15 protein-coding genes are annotated in these 17,543 nt (G+C 63.8%); 7 read left to right on the forward strand and 8 right to left on the reverse strand.

Going from position 1 to position 17,543, the window contains the following annotated elements; all coding sequences use genetic code 11:
- Nucleotides 1–26: 26 nt before the first annotated feature.
- The 8 genes from WIMU1_RS07130 to dnaA all read right to left on the reverse strand — a co-directional run bounded on the left by WIMU1_RS07130 (nt 27) and on the right by dnaA (nt 12,468).
- On the reverse strand, nt 27–1,079 hold the full coding sequence (locus tag WIMU1_RS07130; RefSeq protein ID WP_062796068.1) for a DUF3566 domain-containing protein: 1,053 nt from the start codon (nt 1,077–1,079) through the stop codon (nt 27–29).
- Nucleotides 1,080–1,102: 23 nt separating this feature from the next.
- Nucleotides 1,103–3,610: a DNA gyrase subunit A gene (gene gyrA / locus WIMU1_RS07135; RefSeq protein ID WP_023954152.1), complete on the reverse strand. Its 2,508-nt coding sequence runs from the start codon at nt 3,608–3,610 to the stop codon at nt 1,103–1,105.
- Nucleotides 3,611–3,658: 48 nt separating this feature from the next.
- Complete coding sequence (gyrB, locus tag WIMU1_RS07140) at nt 3,659–5,800, reverse strand: DNA topoisomerase (ATP-hydrolyzing) subunit B (RefSeq protein WP_084248081.1); 2,142 nt, start codon at nt 5,798–5,800, stop codon at nt 3,659–3,661.
- 274 nt (nt 5,801–6,074) lie between these two features.
- Nucleotides 6,075–6,662, reverse strand: a complete 588-nt coding sequence (locus WIMU1_RS07145) for a DUF721 family protein (protein WP_023954148.1) — start codon at nt 6,660–6,662, stop codon at nt 6,075–6,077.
- Nucleotides 6,662–7,834, reverse strand: coding sequence for a DNA replication/repair protein RecF (recF, locus tag WIMU1_RS07150; protein WP_062796070.1), 1,173 nt, complete (start codon nt 7,832–7,834; stop codon nt 6,662–6,664). Before recF ends, WIMU1_RS07145 begins: the two co-directional genes overlap by 1 nt.
- 20 nt (nt 7,835–7,854) lie before the next feature.
- Nucleotides 7,855–8,751 carry a phosphogluconate dehydrogenase (NAD(+)-dependent, decarboxylating) gene (gene gnd, locus WIMU1_RS07155; protein ID WP_062796072.1) on the reverse strand — a complete coding sequence of 299 codons (897 nt, stop codon included), beginning with the start codon at nt 8,749–8,751 and terminating at the stop codon, nt 7,855–7,857.
- 184 nt (nt 8,752–8,935) lie between these two features.
- On the reverse strand, nt 8,936–10,105 hold the full coding sequence (gene dnaN / locus WIMU1_RS07160; protein WP_062796074.1) for a DNA polymerase III subunit beta: 1,170 nt from the start codon (nt 10,103–10,105) through the stop codon (nt 8,936–8,938).
- Between the two features lie 728 nt (nt 10,106–10,833).
- Nucleotides 10,834–12,468, reverse strand: a complete 1,635-nt coding sequence (dnaA, locus tag WIMU1_RS07165) for a chromosomal replication initiator protein DnaA (protein ID WP_062797389.1) — start codon at nt 12,466–12,468, stop codon at nt 10,834–10,836.
- 433 nt (nt 12,469–12,901) lie between these two features.
- On the opposite strand from dnaA, the gene rpmH reads away from it, so the two are divergent.
- The 7 genes from rpmH (at nt 12,902) to WIMU1_RS07195 (ending at nt 17,539) form a co-directional block, all read left to right on the forward strand.
- Nucleotides 12,902–13,045, forward strand: coding sequence for a 50S ribosomal protein L34 (gene rpmH / locus WIMU1_RS25755; protein WP_081729590.1), 144 nt, complete (start codon nt 12,902–12,904; stop codon nt 13,043–13,045).
- 105 nt (nt 13,046–13,150) lie between these two features.
- Entirely contained in the window at nt 13,151–13,456 is a 306-nt protein-coding gene (gene rnpA, locus WIMU1_RS07170; RefSeq protein ID WP_062796076.1) for a ribonuclease P protein component, read from the forward strand.
- A 41-nt stretch (nt 13,457–13,497) separates the two neighbouring features.
- Nucleotides 13,498–13,815 carry a membrane protein insertion efficiency factor YidD gene (gene yidD, locus WIMU1_RS07175; protein ID WP_084248180.1) on the forward strand — a complete coding sequence of 106 codons (318 nt, stop codon included), beginning with the start codon at nt 13,498–13,500 and terminating at the stop codon, nt 13,813–13,815.
- A 4-nt stretch (nt 13,816–13,819) separates the two neighbouring features.
- Entirely contained in the window at nt 13,820–15,052 is a 1,233-nt protein-coding gene (yidC, locus tag WIMU1_RS07180) for a membrane protein insertase YidC (RefSeq protein WP_062796080.1), read from the forward strand.
- Nucleotides 15,053–15,099: 47 nt separating this feature from the next.
- A complete protein-coding gene (locus WIMU1_RS07185; RefSeq protein ID WP_062796082.1) occupies nt 15,100–15,714 on the forward strand; it encodes a Jag family protein in 615 nt (204 codons plus the stop codon).
- 245 nt (nt 15,715–15,959) lie between these two features.
- The gene (gene rsmG / locus WIMU1_RS07190; protein ID WP_245969297.1) at nt 15,960–16,526 is read left to right on the forward strand and encodes a 16S rRNA (guanine(527)-N(7))-methyltransferase RsmG; all 567 of its coding nucleotides are present in this window, start codon (nt 15,960–15,962) and stop codon (nt 16,524–16,526) included.
- A gap of 11 nt (nt 16,527–16,537) precedes the next feature.
- The gene (locus WIMU1_RS07195; protein WP_084248083.1) at nt 16,538–17,539 is read left to right on the forward strand and encodes a ParA family protein; all 1,002 of its coding nucleotides are present in this window, start codon (nt 16,538–16,540) and stop codon (nt 17,537–17,539) included.
- Nucleotides 17,540–17,543 lie beyond the last annotated feature (4 nt).

The following is a 17,543-nucleotide window of genomic DNA, read 5'->3' on the forward strand; positions in this document are numbered from 1 at the left end:
CGACAAAACGGCTGGTCAAAAGCCCCTCAGTCGCGGTCGGCGAGGGTTACCTCCACACCACCCACGAGGTCGGACGACAGGTTGTAGATGAACGATCCGACGGTGGCCAGAGCGGTGAACAGCACGACGTTGACCGCGCCGATCAGAGCCGCGATACCGAACACACCTCCGGCGCTGATCTCGAACGAGGATTCCGCGGTGGTGTCACTGGACACCAGCGTGCCGAAGGAGTTGTTCAGCTGATCCCAGACGCCCATGCCGTCGAGGATGAGATACAGCACACCCACCGCGATCATCCAGATGAAGAACGAGGCGACAGACAGGACCGCAGACACCTTGAACGCCGACCACGGGTCGATCCGGCGGATCTGGACAGCAGCGCGCAACGCACCCATGGCACTCGGCGAAGGCATCGCCTCGAACGAGCGATTGGCCGGCTGCGAGGCCTCCGGATGATGGATGGCATCGAGGTCGGGCAGATCTTCCTGCGGAAGGTCGCGCCGGTCGATGTTGCGGGTCGGGCCGTCGATCGGCTTCGACAGCGGAGACCGACTGGTCGAGTCGGTCTCCGAACCCGGCAACTTGGGTGCTGCGGTGCCGGTGATCACCGGGCGCTTGGCCGTCGGTGCCGGAGCACCCGGACCGGGCTGGCGACCCGGAGGTGGGCCGGCAGGACCCCGGCCCGACCCCTGCTGCTGAGGTGGCTGCTGGGGCGGCTGCTTGATCTGCGGCTGTGGGCCGGTTGCCGATGCCGACGGCTGCCCGGGGCCGGTGGGCTGCCCCTGGCCGCCTTGCGAGCCGGCACGCTGCCAAGGAGGCACGCCACCGGGGCCGGTCCCGTTGCCGGGAGGCCGACCCTGGGCCGGGGCCTGACCCTGACCGGCGTCCGACCGCGGCGCCTGATCCTGCACTGACACCGAAGGACGTGCGCCGTTGGCCGAGGAGTTCGCCGCGGCGGAGGCCGCCGTGTCCTGCTCACCACCGCTGCCCGACGATCCCTGCGGACCTTTCGGCGGCCCACTGGTGCCGTTCGGTTCGCCCGCGACCTTGGGTTCGTTGGGCTCGTCAGTTGTGCTCATGCGTTCCTTTGCGTTCGCCTCAGCTACTTCTTGCCGGCCGGCCCGTTCTGCGTGTCAGCCGGTTCATCCGGCTCGTCGGCATTGCGGGCAATAGCCAAGAGCGTAGTTCCTTCGCCCAGGTTCATCAGGCGGACGCCCTTGGTTTGGCGTCCGGCCTTGCGAACCTGCCGCGCACCGGTGCGGATGACGCCGCCCCCGGAGGTGATCGCATAGAGCTCACTGTCGTCGTCGACGATCACTGCGCCCACCAACGCGCCGCGGCGTTTGTCGTACTGGATCGTCAGGACACCCTTGCCGCCGCGACCCTGCACGGGGTAATCGCTCATCGCGGTGCGCTTGGCGTAGCCACCCGATGTCGCGACCAACAGGTAGGTGTCCTCGCGGACCACATTCAGCGACAACAACTGGTCATCGTCGTTGAACCGCATGCCCTGGACACCAGAGGTCTGCCGCCCCATCGGACGCAACACGTCGTCGGTGGCCGAGAAACGGATCGACTGTCCCTTCGTCGACACGAGCAGCAGGTCGTCGTCGGCGCTGCACAACTGTGCGCCCACCAACTCGTCCTCACCGCGCAGGTTGATCGCGAAGATGCCGCCGGAGCGATTGGAGTCGAAGTCCACCAAACGCGACTTCTTCACCAGTCCGTTGAGGGTCGCGAGCACCAGGTAGGGCGCATCCTCGTAACTCTTGATCTGGATGACCTGGGCGATGCGCTCCTCGGGCTGGAATGCCAGCAGGTTGGCGACGTGCTGGCCACGGGCGGTGCGGTTGGCCTCCGGCAGTTCGTACGCCTTCGCCCGGTAGACCCGGCCCTTGGTGGTGAAGAACAGGATCCAGTCGTGGGTGGAGCACACGAAGAAGTGCCGGACGATGTCGTCCTGCTTGAGACCGGCACCCTGCACACCTTTACCGCCGCGCTTCTGGCTGCGGTAGAGATCGGTCTTCGTCCTCTTCGCATAGCCGGTCTCGGTGATGGTGACCACCACGTCTTCGCGGGCGATGAGGTCCTCGTCGGACACATCCCCGTCTGCGGCAATGATTTTCGTGCGTCGCTCGTCGGCGAACTTCTCGACGATCTCGGCCAGCTCGTCGCGCACGATGGCGCGCTGGCGCTCCGGCTTGGCGAGGATGTCCTTGTAGTCGGCGATCTCGATCTCGATCTCCGCCAACTCGTCGACGATCTTCTGCCGTTCCAGGGCCGCGAGCCTGCGCAGCTGCATCGCCAGGATGGCGTCGGCCTGGATCTCGTCGACGTCGAGCAGCTCGATCAAACCGGTACGCGCCAGATCGACGGTCTGCGACCGGCGGATCAGCGCGATGACCTCATCAAGTGCGTCAAGGGCTTTGACGAGACCACGCAGGATGTGGGCCCGCTCTTCGGCCTTACGCAGCCGGTAACGGGTACGCCGGATGATGACGTCGATCTGATGCTCGACGTACAGGCGGATCATCTTGTCCAGGCGCAACGTTCGCGGAACACCATCCACGATGGAGAGCATGTTCACGCCGAAACTGGTCTGCAGCTGGCTGTGCTTGTAGAGGTTGTTCAGCACCACCTTGGCCACGGCGTCGCGACGCAGCGTGACCACGATCTGCATGCCGACTCGGTCCGACGACTCGTCGTCGATCCTGCTGATGCCCTTGAGTTTTCCCTCGTTCACCTGTTCGGCGATCGACAAGATCATGTTGTCGGGGTTCACCTGGTACGGCAGCTCGGTGATGACAAGGGTGGTGGCACCCTTGTTCTCCTCGATCCGCACCACGCCTCGCATACGGATGCTGCCCCGGCCGGTGGTGTACGCGTCGCGGATGCCCTGGCCGCCGACAATCAGTCCGGCGGTTGGGAAGTCGGGTCCCTTGATGCGTTCCATGCAGGCTTCGAGGGTGCTCTCCTCGTCGGCCTCGTAGTTGTCGAGTGCCCAGAAGATGGCGTCGGCCACCTCACCGAGGTTGTGCGGCGGGATGTTGGTGGCCATACCCACCGCGATGCCGCTCGACCCGTTGATCAACAGGTTCGGAACCCGTGAGGGCAGGACCGTCGGTTCCTGGGTCTTGCCGTCGTAGTTGGGAGTGAAATCGACTGTCTCCTCGCCGATGTCACGCAACATCTCCATCGCGAGCGGCGTCAGCCGGGCCTCGGTGTACCGCATCGCGGCCGCGCCGTCGTTGCCGCGGGAACCGAAGTTGCCCTGGCCGTCGACCAGCGGATACCGCATCGACCACGGCTGCGCCAATCGCACCAGCGCGTCGTAGATCGCGGTGTCGCCGTGCGGGTGGTAGTTACCCATGGTCTCGGCGACCGGCTTGGCCGACTTGACGTAACTGCGGTCGGGCCGGAACCCGGCGTCGTTCATCGCGTAGAGCAGTCGGCGGTGCACCGGCTTGAGTCCGTCGCGGACCTCGGGCAGCGCGCGGCCGACGATGACGCTCATCGCGTAATCGATGTAGCTGCGCTGCATCTCCTGCTGGATGTCTACCGGCTCGACGCGGTCTCCGGCGCCACTGTCCGGTGGCAAGGTGTCGGTCATCAATTCACTTTCGTCGTGTCAGGTCGAAGCAGATGGAAGCGGAGTCCGTCAGACGTCCAGGAAGCGAACGTCTTTGGCGTTGCGGGCGATGAAGCTCCGCCGGGCCACCACGTCCTCCCCCATCAGCACACTGAACAGTTCGTCGGCGGCGGCGGCATCATCGAGCGTCACCTGACGCAGGACACGCACCGAGGGGTCCATCGTGGTCTCCCACAACTCCTTGGCATTCATCTCGCCGAGGCCCTTGTACCGCTGGATGCCGTCGTCCTTGTTGATCTTCTTGCCGGCCTGGGCACCGGCCTCGAGCAGACCATCGCGCTCACGGTCGGAGTACGCGAACTCCGGCGGTGCACCCTTCTGCCACTTGAGCTTGTACAGCGGCGGCTGAGCGAGGTACACGTGACCGTGCTCCACCAGTGGTCGCATGAAACGGAACAGCAACGTCATCAACAGGGTCGAGATGTGTTGTCCGTCAACGTCGGCGTCGGCCATCAGCACGATCTTGTGGTACCGCAACTTGCTGATGTCGAACTCGTCGTGGATACCGGTACCGAAGGCGGTGATGATCGACTGCACCTCGGTGTTCTTGAGAACACGGTCGATACGGGCCTTTTCGACGTTGATGATCTTTCCGCGGATCGGCAGGATCGCCTGGTACATCGAGTCACGTCCCGATTTGGCGCTGCCGCCGGCCGAGTCGCCCTCCACGATGTAGACCTCGCACTTGCTCGGGTCTTTGCTGCGGCAGTCCGCGAGCTTGCCCGGCAACCCACCGATGTCGTTGGCGCTCTTGCGGCGCACCAACTCTCGCGCTTTGCGGGCGGCCAGCCGGGCGTTCGCCGACTCCACTGCCTTGCGGATGATGATCTTCGCCTCGGCAGGGTTGGACTCGAACCAGTGCGCCAGGTTCTCGTTGCTCACCTTCTGCACAAAGCTCTTGACCTCGGTGTTGCCGAGTTTGGTCTTGGTCTGACCCTCGAACTGCGGGTCCGCGACCTTGACCGAGATGACAGCGGCCAGGCCCTCACGGATGTCCTCGCCTGTGAGCTTGTCGCCCTTGTCTTTCACGAGCTTCTTCTCGGTGGCGTACTTGTTGACGGTCGCCGTCAGCGCGGAACGGAAACCTTCCTCGTGGGTGCCGCCCTCGTGCGTGTTGATGGTGTTGGCGAACGTGTGCACCGACTCGGCGTATCCGCTGTTCCACTGCATGGCCACCTCGAGTTCGTGGCCTGTGCCCTTGGCCGTGAAGCTGAGCACGGAGTTGTGGATGGCGGTCTTGCGATTGTTCAGGTGACGGACGAAGTCCTCGAGACCACCCGGGTAGTGATAGATACGGGTACGGCTCTTCTTCTTCGAGTTCTCCGGCTTGCCCTCGGCGTCGACGACGGCTTCGTCGGCGAGCTCGGTGTTGGCGGCTTCCTCGGCCAGTTCGTCTTCGGACTTGGGTGCCTCTGCCACGTCGACGTCGTCTGCGTCGCCGACCTCGATGGTCGCCGGCCGCTCATCGGTGAGGGTGATGGTCAGACCTTTGTTGAGAAAGGCCATTTCCTGCAGGCGGCGCGCGATGGTGTCGAAGTCGTAGGTGGTGGTCTCGAAGATCTTCTCGTCGGCCCAGTATCTGACGGTTGTGCCGGTCTTCTTGGTGGGCGCGCCCTTCTTGAGAGGCCCCGGAACTGCATTGGTGTAGGTCTGCTCCCAAGAGAAGCCGGCGTGGTTGATCTCCAGCTCGACCGTCTTCGACAGTGCGTTGACCACCGAGATGCCGACACCGTGCAGACCACCGGACACCGCATACGAGTCCGAGTCGAACTTTCCGCCGGCGTGCAGTTGTGTCATGACGACCTCGACGGTCGGAATGCCCGTCTTGTGCATGCCGGTCGGGATCCCGCGGCCGTCGTCGACCACCTGCACCGCGCCATCGGCGCGAAGGGTGACGTCGACCCGCGAGGCGTAGCCCGCCATGGCCTCATCGACCGAGTTGTCGACGACTTCCCAGATCAGATGGTGCAGGCCGCGCGCACCGGTGGAACCGATGTACATACCGGGACGCTTGCGAACCGCCTCGAGGCCTTCGAGGATGCTGATCGAATCCGCACCGTAGTCGCTGCCCTTTTTCTTGGTCGGGGCCTTCTTGGTCGGTTCCGGCTGTTCCGGCTGTTCCGGATTCTGGGGTTCGGTGCTGTCGGCCACGAGTGCGTCCGCTCCTTACATCGCCATTGAGTCACACCACGCGGTACGCGCCCGGCAGCCATCGCTGTTCTGCTCCCGGGGTTCCCATGCAGCGGTCTACCCCGGTTCGGGGCAACTCTCTACATACTACTGGGTAAGGCGACAAGGAATGGCCCTGCAACACCCCTGACTTGTCCGCAGACGGATTTTCTCGGATGAGACCTAGTCCGACCGACACAGCGGGTACGTCGTCCACGTTCTGACGGGATTCGTGGCCGGTTCGCCGAATCCGTGTCTAGCCGTAGGTGTCGCGGGGTCCTCGGCCACGGACGTGACGTTCGCCTTTGCGCCAGGACGGGCTCTGCGGGCCGGTGATCCGCAGGCTCGTGACAACCCCGTGGCCGGCCGAGGCCGCGATCTTGGCCAGGATCTGACTCTGGATCAGCCGTAGTTGGGTCGCCCAGGCAGTCGACTCTGCCGTGACGTGTAAAACCTTGTCGCGCAATGCTTTGGGCTGGGCATGCGCCGCGATCTCGGCTCCGACGATCCGGTCCCACGCACCGAAGACGGTGCCCTCACTGAGTTTGGCGTTCCAGCCGCGACGTCCGGCGAGACCTCCGGCGACACGACCGAGAGGTTGCGGGTCGTAGGGGTCGGGGTGGGCACCGGTCCACGATCTACGGGTGGTTTTGCGCGGTGCAGCTGTCCGTCTGCCAGGAGACGCACGGCCTTGACCGACGGATTTACCGGCCGCGCGAGCAGCGGCCCGGGCGTCTTCGAGTGCTTTGCGCGCCATGTCGTAGCCGCTGCCCTCGGATCTGCCGCCGCCTCCGGACTCGTTTCCTGTGCCCGGCTCTTGCCCCTTGCTGGGTTCCTCGGTCATCACCCGACCACCAATTCCGACGTTCGAACGCCTGCCGACTCGATGATATTCACCGCGACGGTCCTGCCGCCGATCTGAGGGGGGATGTCGTCGGCGACCGCCGCGGTGATGAGGACCTGTTCGGCCCCGGCCGCGACGTCGGCGAGTTTCTCGCGGCGCTTGGCATCGAGCTCGGCGAACACGTCATCGAGCATCAGTACCGGTTCGACGCCGTCGGCACGCACCAGTTCGACAGAGCCCAGACGCAGTGACAGGGCCATCGACCACGACTCGCCGTGACTGGCGAAACCCTTCGCCGGTTCGGTGCCGAGCAAGAGATCAACGTCGTCTCGGTGAGGCCCGACAAGCGTCACACCGCGGTCTATCTCTTTCTGACGCAGCGCCGCGAGGTCGCTGAGCAGTGCCGCTTCGATGTAGTCCACATCGGCCTTCTCCCCATGTGCCGGAATCACATCGATCGACGCCGACGATCGGTAGCGCATGTTCGCCGGCCGGGAATGCGGCGCGATCGTCGAATACGCCTGTGCTACATGGGGTTCCAATTCGTTCACCAAGTCGATCCGCGCGGCGCTCACCTGGGCGCCGTAGGCGGCGAGCTGGGCGTCCCACACGTCCAAGGTGCTGATCACCGACTCGGCGTCGCTGCCGCCCCTGCGTAGGGCGGCCGCCGCCGTCTTGAGCAGCGCGGCCCGCTGACGCAATACCCGGTCGTAATCGGACTTGGCGGCGGCCCACCGAGGGCCACGCATGGCGACCAGTTCATCGACGAACCGACGTCGTTCCCCCGGATCTCCGCGCACCAGCGACAGGTCTTCGGGCGCGAACATCACCGCGCGCAGGATCCCCAGCACATCGCGTGGCCTGCGGCACGGGGCACCGTTGATGGCGGCCTTGTTGCTGCGAGCTCCGCCGATCACCAGATCCACCGTCAGTTCACGGCCGTCGTTCTCCACCGTCGCGGTGACCCGGGCCTGATCTGCCCCGGTACGGATCAGTGGCTGATCAGTACTCACCCGGTGCGACCGCAAGCCGGCGACATAGTAGAGCGCCTCGAGCAGGTTGGTCTTGCCGAATCCGTTTCTCCCCACGAAAAGCGTTGTGCCCGGGCTGAGTTCGATGGAGACCTCATCCCAGGAACGGAAGTCGCGCAGCGACAGGTTGCGGACGTACACCTGCTCAGATCAACTCCCGGTCAGTCGCCCGACGACTTCGGAACCACCGAGTGTCCGCCGAATTGGTTGCGCAGTGCCGACACGGCCTTGAGGGCGGGTGAGCCGCCTTCTTGGCGTGAGGCGAAGCGTGCAAAGAGGGCCGCGGAGATGACGTTGGCGGGGACCGAATGCCGGATGGCTTCTTCGACCGTCCAGCGGCCTTCACCGGAATCGGTGGTGTAGTCGGAGATCTCGGCCAGGCCGGGATCTTCCTGCAGTGCCTTGACCAGCAGCTCGAGGAGCCACGATCGCACGACGGTGCCGTTTGTCCAGGCCCGCAGGGTGCCGGTGACGTCTTCGATGAGGGGTTCGGCGTCGAGGATCTCGTAGCCCTCGCCGTAGGCGTGCATCAGTCCGTATTCGATGCCGTTGTGCACCATCTTGGCGTAGTGACCGGCGCCGACCTGTCCGGCGTGGACAAATCCGTCGGCCCGCTCACCGGGCGGCCGTAGCGCGTCGAAGATCGGCATGGCGCGTTCGACGTCCTCTTTGGCGCCGCCGCACATCAGGCCGTATCCGTTTTCCAAGCCCCAGATGCCGCCGGACACTCCGCAGTCGACGTAACGGATTCCCTTGGTGCTCAACAGCTCTGCGTTGATCGCGTCGTCGGTGTACTTGGAGTTGCCGCCATCGATGACAAGATCGCCGGGTGAGAGGATGTCCGAGAGCGTGCGGACGGTGGACCGCGTCGGTTCACCCGAGGGCACCATCACCCAGATGATCCTCGGGGCGTCGAGCGCGGAGGCCAGTTCGGTAAGCGATGCGACATCGGTGACCTCCGGACGGGGGTCGTATCCGATGACCTCGATTCCGGCGTTCTTGACCCGGGTCCGCATGAACCCGCCCATCTTTCCCAATCCCACCAAACCCAGCTGCATGGTCTCACCAGTCCTTTGCCAGTCACGGTCCTCGCGGTCAGATGGCCGCGAATCGATTCGAGTCGGATCAACGCTCGGGCAACCTGCGTCAGTCGCTGGTCACCGCACTCATTCTCGGTCAGTGTGGCTCGGTGCGCTGACCTTTCCGGCCGACCTGATCATCTGGCGCGGTGTCGTCGGCAGATCAGCCCGGCAGTCGAACCGGCATCAGCAGGTAGGTGTACTCGCTGTTGGGTGCGGCGTACGCGCCGTTCTCGTCGGTGACCGGCTCGGTCTCGGCACCCGGCCGCAACACGGCCGGCCTCGACGGTGTGGTGAAGCCGAAGTCGACGGTGGACGAATGCAGCGACGTGAGTCCGTCGAGCAGGTAACCCGGGTTGAACGCGATGGTCAGCGGGTCGCCGTAGAACTTCACATCCAGCTGTTCCTCGGCGCGACCTGCATCGTCGCCGCCGGCGGTGAGCAGCACGGTGTCCTCACCGAACTCGAGCCGCACCTGCGCACCGCGCTCGGCGACCAGGGCCACACGCTTGATGGCCTCGGTCAGCGGTGCGATCTCGATGTTGGCCACCGATGTGTGGGTGGGGGGCAGCAGCTGACGGAACTTCGGGAACTCCGCATCCAGCAGGCGGGTGGTGGTCCGACGGCCAGATCCCAGGATGCCGAGCAGACCGTCCGCACCGATGCTCCCGCCCGATCCAAAGGCCAGGCCGACGGCCGAGGTTCCGTCGGATCCGGCTGTGCGAGCCGCCTCGGCCAGTGTCTTCGCCGGGACCAGCACAGCGGACGTGGTGCCCGCGACTTCCGGTTTCCAGGTGAGTTCACGAACTGCCAACCGGAAACGGTCGGTCGCGGCGAGCACCACGGTCTCGTTGTCGATCTCCAGGCGGATACCGGTCAGCATCGGCAAGGTGTCGTCGCGGCCGGCAGCCACCGCAACCTGGGTGATCGCCTCGGCGAAGACATCGGCCGGGATGGACCCGGTGTTGTCGGGCACCTCAGGAAGCTGCGGGTAGTCCTCAACCGGCATCGTCGGCAACGAGAACTTCGCGCTGCCGCAGACGATCGCGACGCGGGTTCCGTCGAGTTGCACGTCGACGGGCTTGGCAGGGAGGGCGCGCGTGATGTCGGCCAGCAACTTGCCCGACACCAGGACCTGACCTTCGTCGGCGACCTCGGCTGAGACGTTCACCTGTGCCGAGACCTCGAAGTCGAAACCCGAGACGGACAGTCCGGTGTCGGTCACGGTCAGCAACACACCGCCGAGGACCGGAACCGGTGGGCGGCTGGGCAGGCTGCGTGCAACCCACGCGACCGAATCTGCGAACTCGTCGCGAGTCACCCGAAACTTCATCGTCTTCAGTTTCCTTCTGGTTGATCGTTCCACTGCGCAAGAGGTCGCCGGCGGGCGGTGAACTCCTCCGAGCGCAGGCGTCAGGGTCTCCACTCTAAAGCGGATGACAAGTATTCGGTGGCGATGGGGTGCGCTCGCACCGACGTCCCCGGATGTCTTGTGAGACCTGTGGACGAGGGTTGTGCACACACCTTCTTTTAAAGAGTCTTGTTAAGAGAGAAATTCTTCTTAGTAATAGGTCCTGTGAAATCTGTGGATGACAGGTCTTGTTGGCTGGTGGCCGGTCTGCGGGCCTGGGGGCGAAACGTTGGCCGATGTCGCGTGAAGTTGAAGTACATGTGAACACAACCCGGCGCCGCGGGAACGGTCCACTGTCTATCCACAGATTTCGGTAGTTATCCACGGGCTTGTACACAGGCAGATCGAGTCGCGCAGATCACCAGGGAATGGGATGACAAGTCTGAGAAGTCTGCGGGAGTGGTCGAGAGTTGTCGTTTTCGGCGGGGACATCGGGTGGGATGTGGTTGCCCGAGGCATGGTCTCCGGGGGTCCGCGGCGTCGGCGTGGAGGCGGGTATCAGCGACGCATTGTGGTCCAGGAGGGTGAGTCAGGACGCAGGTGTCAGCCAGGACGCAGCACCGGGCCACGCAGAAGCGCTCTGGGCGCGCGGCGCGCGCGAGAAGTAACGGCGTGCAGGAGAAGAACAGAAGGGTGTGAGACGGCAGGCGTCAGCGGCGTGAGCGCTGTTTGATCCTGGCGGTGAGTTCCTGGACCTGGTCGTACACGCGCCGACGCTCGGTCATCTCTTTGCGAATCTTTTTGTCCGCGTACATCACCGTGGTGTGATCACGGTCGAATGTCTCGCCGATCTTCGGCAGGGACAGGTCGGTGAGTTCCCGACAGAGATACATCGCGATCTGCCGTGCCTGGGCGATCGAGCGGGTCTTGCCGGGCCCACGCAGCTCTTCGATGCTGATGTCGAAGTATTCGGCGTTGACCGCGAGGATGGTCGCCGCGGTGATCTCCAGGCTGGCCGAATCGGGTAACAGCGCTTGCAGCACCACATCGGCCAGGGCGGTGTCGAGCTCTGAGTGGTTGAGCGACGCGAAAGCGGTGACGCGGATCAGCGCACCTTCGAGTTCGCGGATGTTGCGCTCGATCTTCGACGCGATGAGCTCGAGGACGTCGTCGGGCACGCGGATGTCGTCCATCTGCGCTTTCTTTCGCAGGATGGCGATGCGGGTTTCCAGCTCGGGTGGCTGGACGTCTGTGATGAGACCCCACTCGAACCGGGTTCGTAGCCGATCTTCAAGTGTTGCAAGCTGTTTCGGAGGCCGATCGGACGACACCACGATCTGCTTGTTTGCGTTGTGCAGGGTGTTGAAGGTGTGGAAGAACTCTTCCTGGATGCCTTCTTTGCCCTCGAGGAACTGGATGTCGTCGACGAGCAACACGTCCATGTCACGGTAGCGGCGCTTGAACGCCACTCGCCTGTCATCGCGAAGGGAGTTGATGAAGTCGTTCGTGAACTCTTCGGTCGACACGTACTTCACCCGCATGCCGGGGAACAGCCGCTGGGCGTAGTGGCCCGCCGCGTGGAGCAGGTGGGTTTTTCCGAGACCGGATTCTCCCCAGATGAACAGCGGGTTGTAGGCCCGGGCAGGTGCCTCGGAGATGGCAACGGCCGCGGCGTGCGCAAAGCGGTTCGAGGCACCGATGACAAACGTCTCGAAGGTGTACTTGGAGTTCAGGCTGGAGTCGCCGCTGGAATTGCCCGACGTGCTGCTCCGCGACGAGTCGACGTGGCGCCTCGAACCGGAGTCGGTGTTGAAGTAACTCGGCCAGTCTCCACCGGCGCCCCCGTTGATGTCGCGGTCGCGGTCGGCGAAGGTCTCCGGCGGCGGCGATGCCATCGAATGGACGTTGCGGGAATCGCCGTCGAGCCGTGGTCCGGCGTCGATGCGGGAGTCCCCGTTCATCCGGGGACCACCCCCGATGTCGTCTATGCGGTGAGGCCGGCCATTTGCCGCGACCGACTCGGGCTCGGAAGGAGGATCGGGCTCGTAGGCGTCGGCTGCGATCGGATCGATGCGCACCGCGAGATCCACCGAATGGCCGAGGTGACGACTGAGGGCGGACACGATCGGTTCCCGCAAACCGCGTTCGATCTGTTCCTGGACCCGGGGGGTCGGCACGGTGAGGAGCGCGAAGCCTTCGGCGAGTGTCAGCGGGCGGACGAGCGAGAGCCACGCCTTCTGCTGTTTGGAGAGGGGGTAGCTACCGGGAGATGTGTCGTCGTTGAGTTCGGTGACCACCTTGCGCCAGATCACACTGAACGAATCGTGATCCGAATCGGCTGGCATGGTCATCCCTCTTTGTGGTTCGTCACCAATTGTCCACACCGTTATCCACAGGTGTGGAGGAACAGCGAGACACAGCGAACCCCAGAAAGGGTTGTCGCGATTCCGCCCCGGGTGGATAGCTTGGGTGAAGTTAACAGAGATTGGCCGGGGCTCACAACTGATCACCACATGTTGCAGGTAAAGGCAAGAATCGGGCCGATCGAGGCGTGTCGTCCGCCGATACCGCAGGTCGCGACCCGCTTCGTGGTACGGAGGCGGTTTGACCGGCCGTTGGCGAGTCAGTAGTCTCGAACGGTCGCCGAACGTCGATTCCGGCTGAGGTGAACCACTCGCGAGTGGTTCGGGAGCCGAAGCATCGGGGTAGCGACCAGACCACCTATTAACAAGCTGGGCTCAATCATGGACGCGAGCCCGTCACACGAGGAGTTTCACCGTGGCCAAGGGCAAGCGGACCTTTCAGCCGAACAACCGTCGTCGTGCACGCGTGCACGGATTCCGGTTGCGTATGCGTACCCGTGCGGGTCGCGCGATCGTCAACACCCGTCGTCGCAAGGGACGCTCGAGCCTGACGGCCTGAGCCGACACGGTACCGCAGCCCGCGCAGCCGGCCGCAACACACGTGTTGGCCCCACCTAACCGGATCACCCGGCGATCAGACTTCACCCGCACTCTGAAAAATGGGGTGCGGGTTGGTCGGCGTGATGTGGTCGCGCACGTGCTGGTACCCGAGTCTCCTGACTTCGTCACCCACGGTGGTCCACGGATCGGTCTGATCGTCGGCAAGTCGGTGGGCAATTCGGTGGTTCGTCATGCGGTTGCCCGGCGGCTTCGTGCAGCTGCACGTCCTCTGGTGGAGCGATGCGATCCGAGCACGATGGTGGTGGTGCGTGCGCTACCCGGTAGCGCCACGTGCCCCGAACCGGAACTGGAACGACAGCTCACGGCGGCCGTTGCCAAAGCCGAGCGTCGTCTCGAATCGACCGTGTGATGTCTCAGTCGGTGTCGTCCGATCAGGAAGTCCGCTCAGGTATGAGCGTGCGGACCTGGCCGCGACGCGCCGTCATCTTCTTGATCGAGCTGTACCGCACGTGGATCTCCCCCACGCGGATGCCGACGTGCCGGTTCGAGCCCTCCTGCAGTACGTATGCGGTCGAGGCGCTCACCGAATACGGGGTGCTGTACGGCGGCTGGCTGTCGGTGGTCCGGCTGCTCAAATGCGGTCCCTGGCACAAGCCGGGTTACGACCCGATTCCCGAGCGGCGCGGACAGATGTTGTCGCCGACGGAACCCAAGCCTGATGAACCCTCGGCCTGTGAGCCGGAATCTGCTGTAACAGTGAGGAACTGACGACGTGCTCGATTTCATCTATTGGCCGGTCTCGGCGATCATGTGGGTGTGGTACTGGCTGTTCAGCCATGTTCTCCCCGACTCCCCCGGCGGCTCCGGCATCGCCTGGGCCCTGTCGGTTGTCTTCCTTGTCTTCACCTTGCGCGCGATCCTCTACAAGCCGTTTGTGAAGCAGATCCGCACCACGCGGAAGATGCAAGAGATCCAGCCGCAAATGCAGGCGATCCGCAAGAAGTACGGCAAAGACCGGGTCAAGATGACCGAGGAGATGCAAAAGCTCCAGAAGGAGCACGGGTTCAATCCCCTGCTCGGATGTCTGCCGATGCTGGCGCAGATCCCGGTGTTCATCGGTCTGTTCCACGTGCTGCGTTCGTTCAACCGGATGGGCACGGGCTTCGGCCAGCTGGGCATGACGGCCGAGGAGACACGGTCGTACGGCAACTACATCTTCAACGTCGACCAGGTTCAGAACTTCCTCGACGCGCGGTTGTTCGGTGTGCCGCTCTCGTCCTACATCATTCAGCCCACCTCGGAATGGGTGGCGTTCAGCGCTGACGGGTCCATCGACTTCACGCGTCTGAACATCATCATCTTGGTGATCCCTCTGGTGATCATCTCCTCCATTGCGACGCACATGAACTCTCGTGCGTCCGTCGCCCGCCAGAGCGCGGCGGCGATGGAGAACCCACAGACGCGCATCATGAACAACCTCGCGCTGTATGTCTTCCCGCTGGGCATCCTGGTGTCGGGCGCATTCTTCCCGGTCGCCATCCTTCTGTACTGGGTGTCGAACAACTTGTGGACCTACGTTCAGCAGCACGTTGTGTTCGGCAACATCGAAAAGGAAGAAGAAGCCGAAAAGGCTGCCAAGCTCGAGAAGCGGTCGAACAACGCACCCAAGCCCGGTGCGAAGCCGGCAGTGTCGTCCAAGCCGAAGCCCGGTGCGAAGCCGGCAGGCAAGTCGAAGACCGACGCCGCAGGCGATAAGGACGCAGCCGTGAACATGTCGAAGGACGCGTCGACCGACGATGAGGTGGACCTGTCGAAGACCTCGTCCAACGGTGCGACCGCTTCGGGTGCGGACAAGACCAAGAGCGGTTCACCCAAGGGCGGTACTCCGAAGGCCGGCGGCTCCCCTGGATCAAACGGTGCAAAGAAGCCGGCGTCCGGACGGCCGGCCTCCGGGCCAGGCGGTCAACGCGGTGGCAACCAACAACGTCGTAAAAAGAGGCGCTGACCCATGAGCGGTCGGTTCCCGAAAGAGTGCAAAGCGAGGGTAGTTCGATGAGTGCAGAGACGAAGGACGTTGCTGTCGACGATCTGGTCGATCAGCCGGCGTCCAAGGACCATGTGTCCGAGGAGCCCGTGTCCGAAGATCCCGTGTCGGAAGAGTCGGTGTCCGATGAAGACACCACCAGAGATCCAGACATGACCGACGAAGAGCGTTTGGTCGAAGAGGGCGAGATCGCGGGCGACTACCTCGAGCAGTTGCTTGATGTTCTCGACTTCGATGGCGACATCGATCTCGACGTAGACGGTGACCGTGCAGTGGTGAGCATCGACGGCGGAGCGGATCTGGTGAAGCTCGTCGGAAAGAACGGCGAGATCCTCGACGCGTTGCAGGAGTTGACCCGCTTGGCGGTGCAGCGCACCACGGGCGACCGGAGCCGTCTCATGCTTGATGTCGCACGGTGGCGGGCTGATCGTCGGGAGCGTCTGGCCCGGCTCGGTGGTGAAGTCGCTGAACGCGTGCTGGAGACCGGCGAGCGCGAGACGCTCGATCCGATGTCTCCGTTCGAGCGCAAGATCGTTCACGACGCGGTTGCAGCTGTCAGTGGCGTCTACTCCGAGAGCGAAGGGGCTGAACCCAATCGTCGGGTTGTTGTCCTGAAGTCCTGATCGAAACCTAGAAAGTGGGCCCCCGGCGGATTCGCCGGGGGCCCACTGCTTTCTCGGGCCCGAATTACACCGATGTCGTTTGGCCGGTGTGTAGGTGGCGCGAGAGGATGTGTGAGGAAGTTGTTTCACGTGAAACGGAGGCGCGGGTGACCGCAGAATTTTCTGCCGAGAACGGCGAGCAGTTGCAGCGAGCGGCAGCAACGGTGTTCGGCGACCAACTGGGTAAGGCAGAGGCCTACTGGGACATGCTGGCGAATGCCGGGGTCGAACGTGGACTGATCGGGCCCCGCGAAGTCGATCGTCTCTGGGCGCGCCACATTCTGAACTGCGCTGTGGTTGCACAGCTGATCGCCGATGGGGAGACAGTGGTCGACATCGGCAGTGGCGCGGGTCTACCCGGCATCGCTATCGCGATCGCCAAACCGTCGCTTCGAGTGACCCTCGTAGAACCGCTGCTGCGTCGGTCGACATTCCTCGACGAGGTTGTTGAAGCACTGGAACTGGACGTGAAGGTTGTGCGCGGACGGGCCGAAGAGAAGTCGGTACGCAAGGTGGTGGGTGATTCCGACGTGGCGACATCGCGCGCCGTGGCCCCACTGGATCGTCTCGGGAAGTGGAGCACTCCCCTGCTCCGCCCAGGCGGCCGTCTCTTGGCTGTGAAGGGATCCTCTGCCGCCGACGAAATCGCCACCCACCAAGGCACCCTGAACCGCATCGGTCTCGCCAGACTCCGGGTCGAAGTGTGCGGGACCGGACTACTCCCGACCCCCACGACAGTCGTCTCTGGCGCGCGGGTTGGTGGTCGTCGGTGACAGAGCGCAGAATGTTCAGCAGGCGTAGCCGAAGGAGCCCAAGCGTGTCCAACGAATCGCACGTTTCACGTGAAACAGTTTCACGTGAAACCAGCGCGTACGAGACCACATCTACTTTCCGCAAGGAGTCCCCGCTGGACACCCCGATTGCGGCTGCTGCTGAACGAGCGAGCCGCGTATTGACCCCCGGAGGCTCGGGTGCACTCCCCCGGCCCAAGCACACCCGGATCATCACGATCGCCAATCAAAAGGGCGGAGTGGGCAAGACGACCACCGCCGTGAACATGGCGGCGGCACTGGCCGTTCATCAGCTTCGCGTCCTCGTGATCGACCTCGACCCTCAGGGCAACGCGAGTACAGCCCTCGGCGTCGACCACCGGTCGGGGATCCCGTCCGTGTACGAACTCCTGATCGGTGAAGTGAGTTTTGCCGACACGATCGTCCAGAGCTCGTCGAACGAGCGGCTGTACTGTGTGCCGGCAACACTGGATCTGGCCGGCGCCGAGATCGAACTGGTGTCGATGGTCGCGCGGGAGAACCGGCTACGGAACGCACTTGATCAAGAAACTCTCGACCGGTACGACTTCGACTTCGTGCTGATCGATTGCCCGCCATCGTTGGGACTGCTGACCATCAACGCGATGGTCGCGGCGCGGGAAGTGATGATCCCGATTCAGTGTGAGTACTACGCCCTCGAGGGTGTGAGCCAGTTGTTGTCGAACATCAATCTCGTCCAGGCGCACCTCAATCCGAACCTCCACGTGTCCACCGTGGTGCTGACGATGTACGACGGCCGCACGAAGCTGGCCGACCAGGTCGCAGAAAGCGTGCGTGAGCATTTCGGTGACCGCGTGCTCAACACGGTCATTCCACGCAGCGTCAAGGTCTCTGAGGCGCCGGGCTACGGCACCACGATCATCGAGTACGACCCGGGTTCACGTGGAGCCATGAGTTATCTGGATGCGGGCCGCGAGTTGGCGTTGCGGTCAGATCGAGAAGAGGAGAACCGGTAGTGAC

This window comes from Williamsia muralis NBRC 105860 (genome assembly GCF_001598915.1).
GTDB classification, from domain to species: domain Bacteria; phylum Actinomycetota; class Actinomycetes; order Mycobacteriales; family Mycobacteriaceae; genus Williamsia; species Williamsia muralis.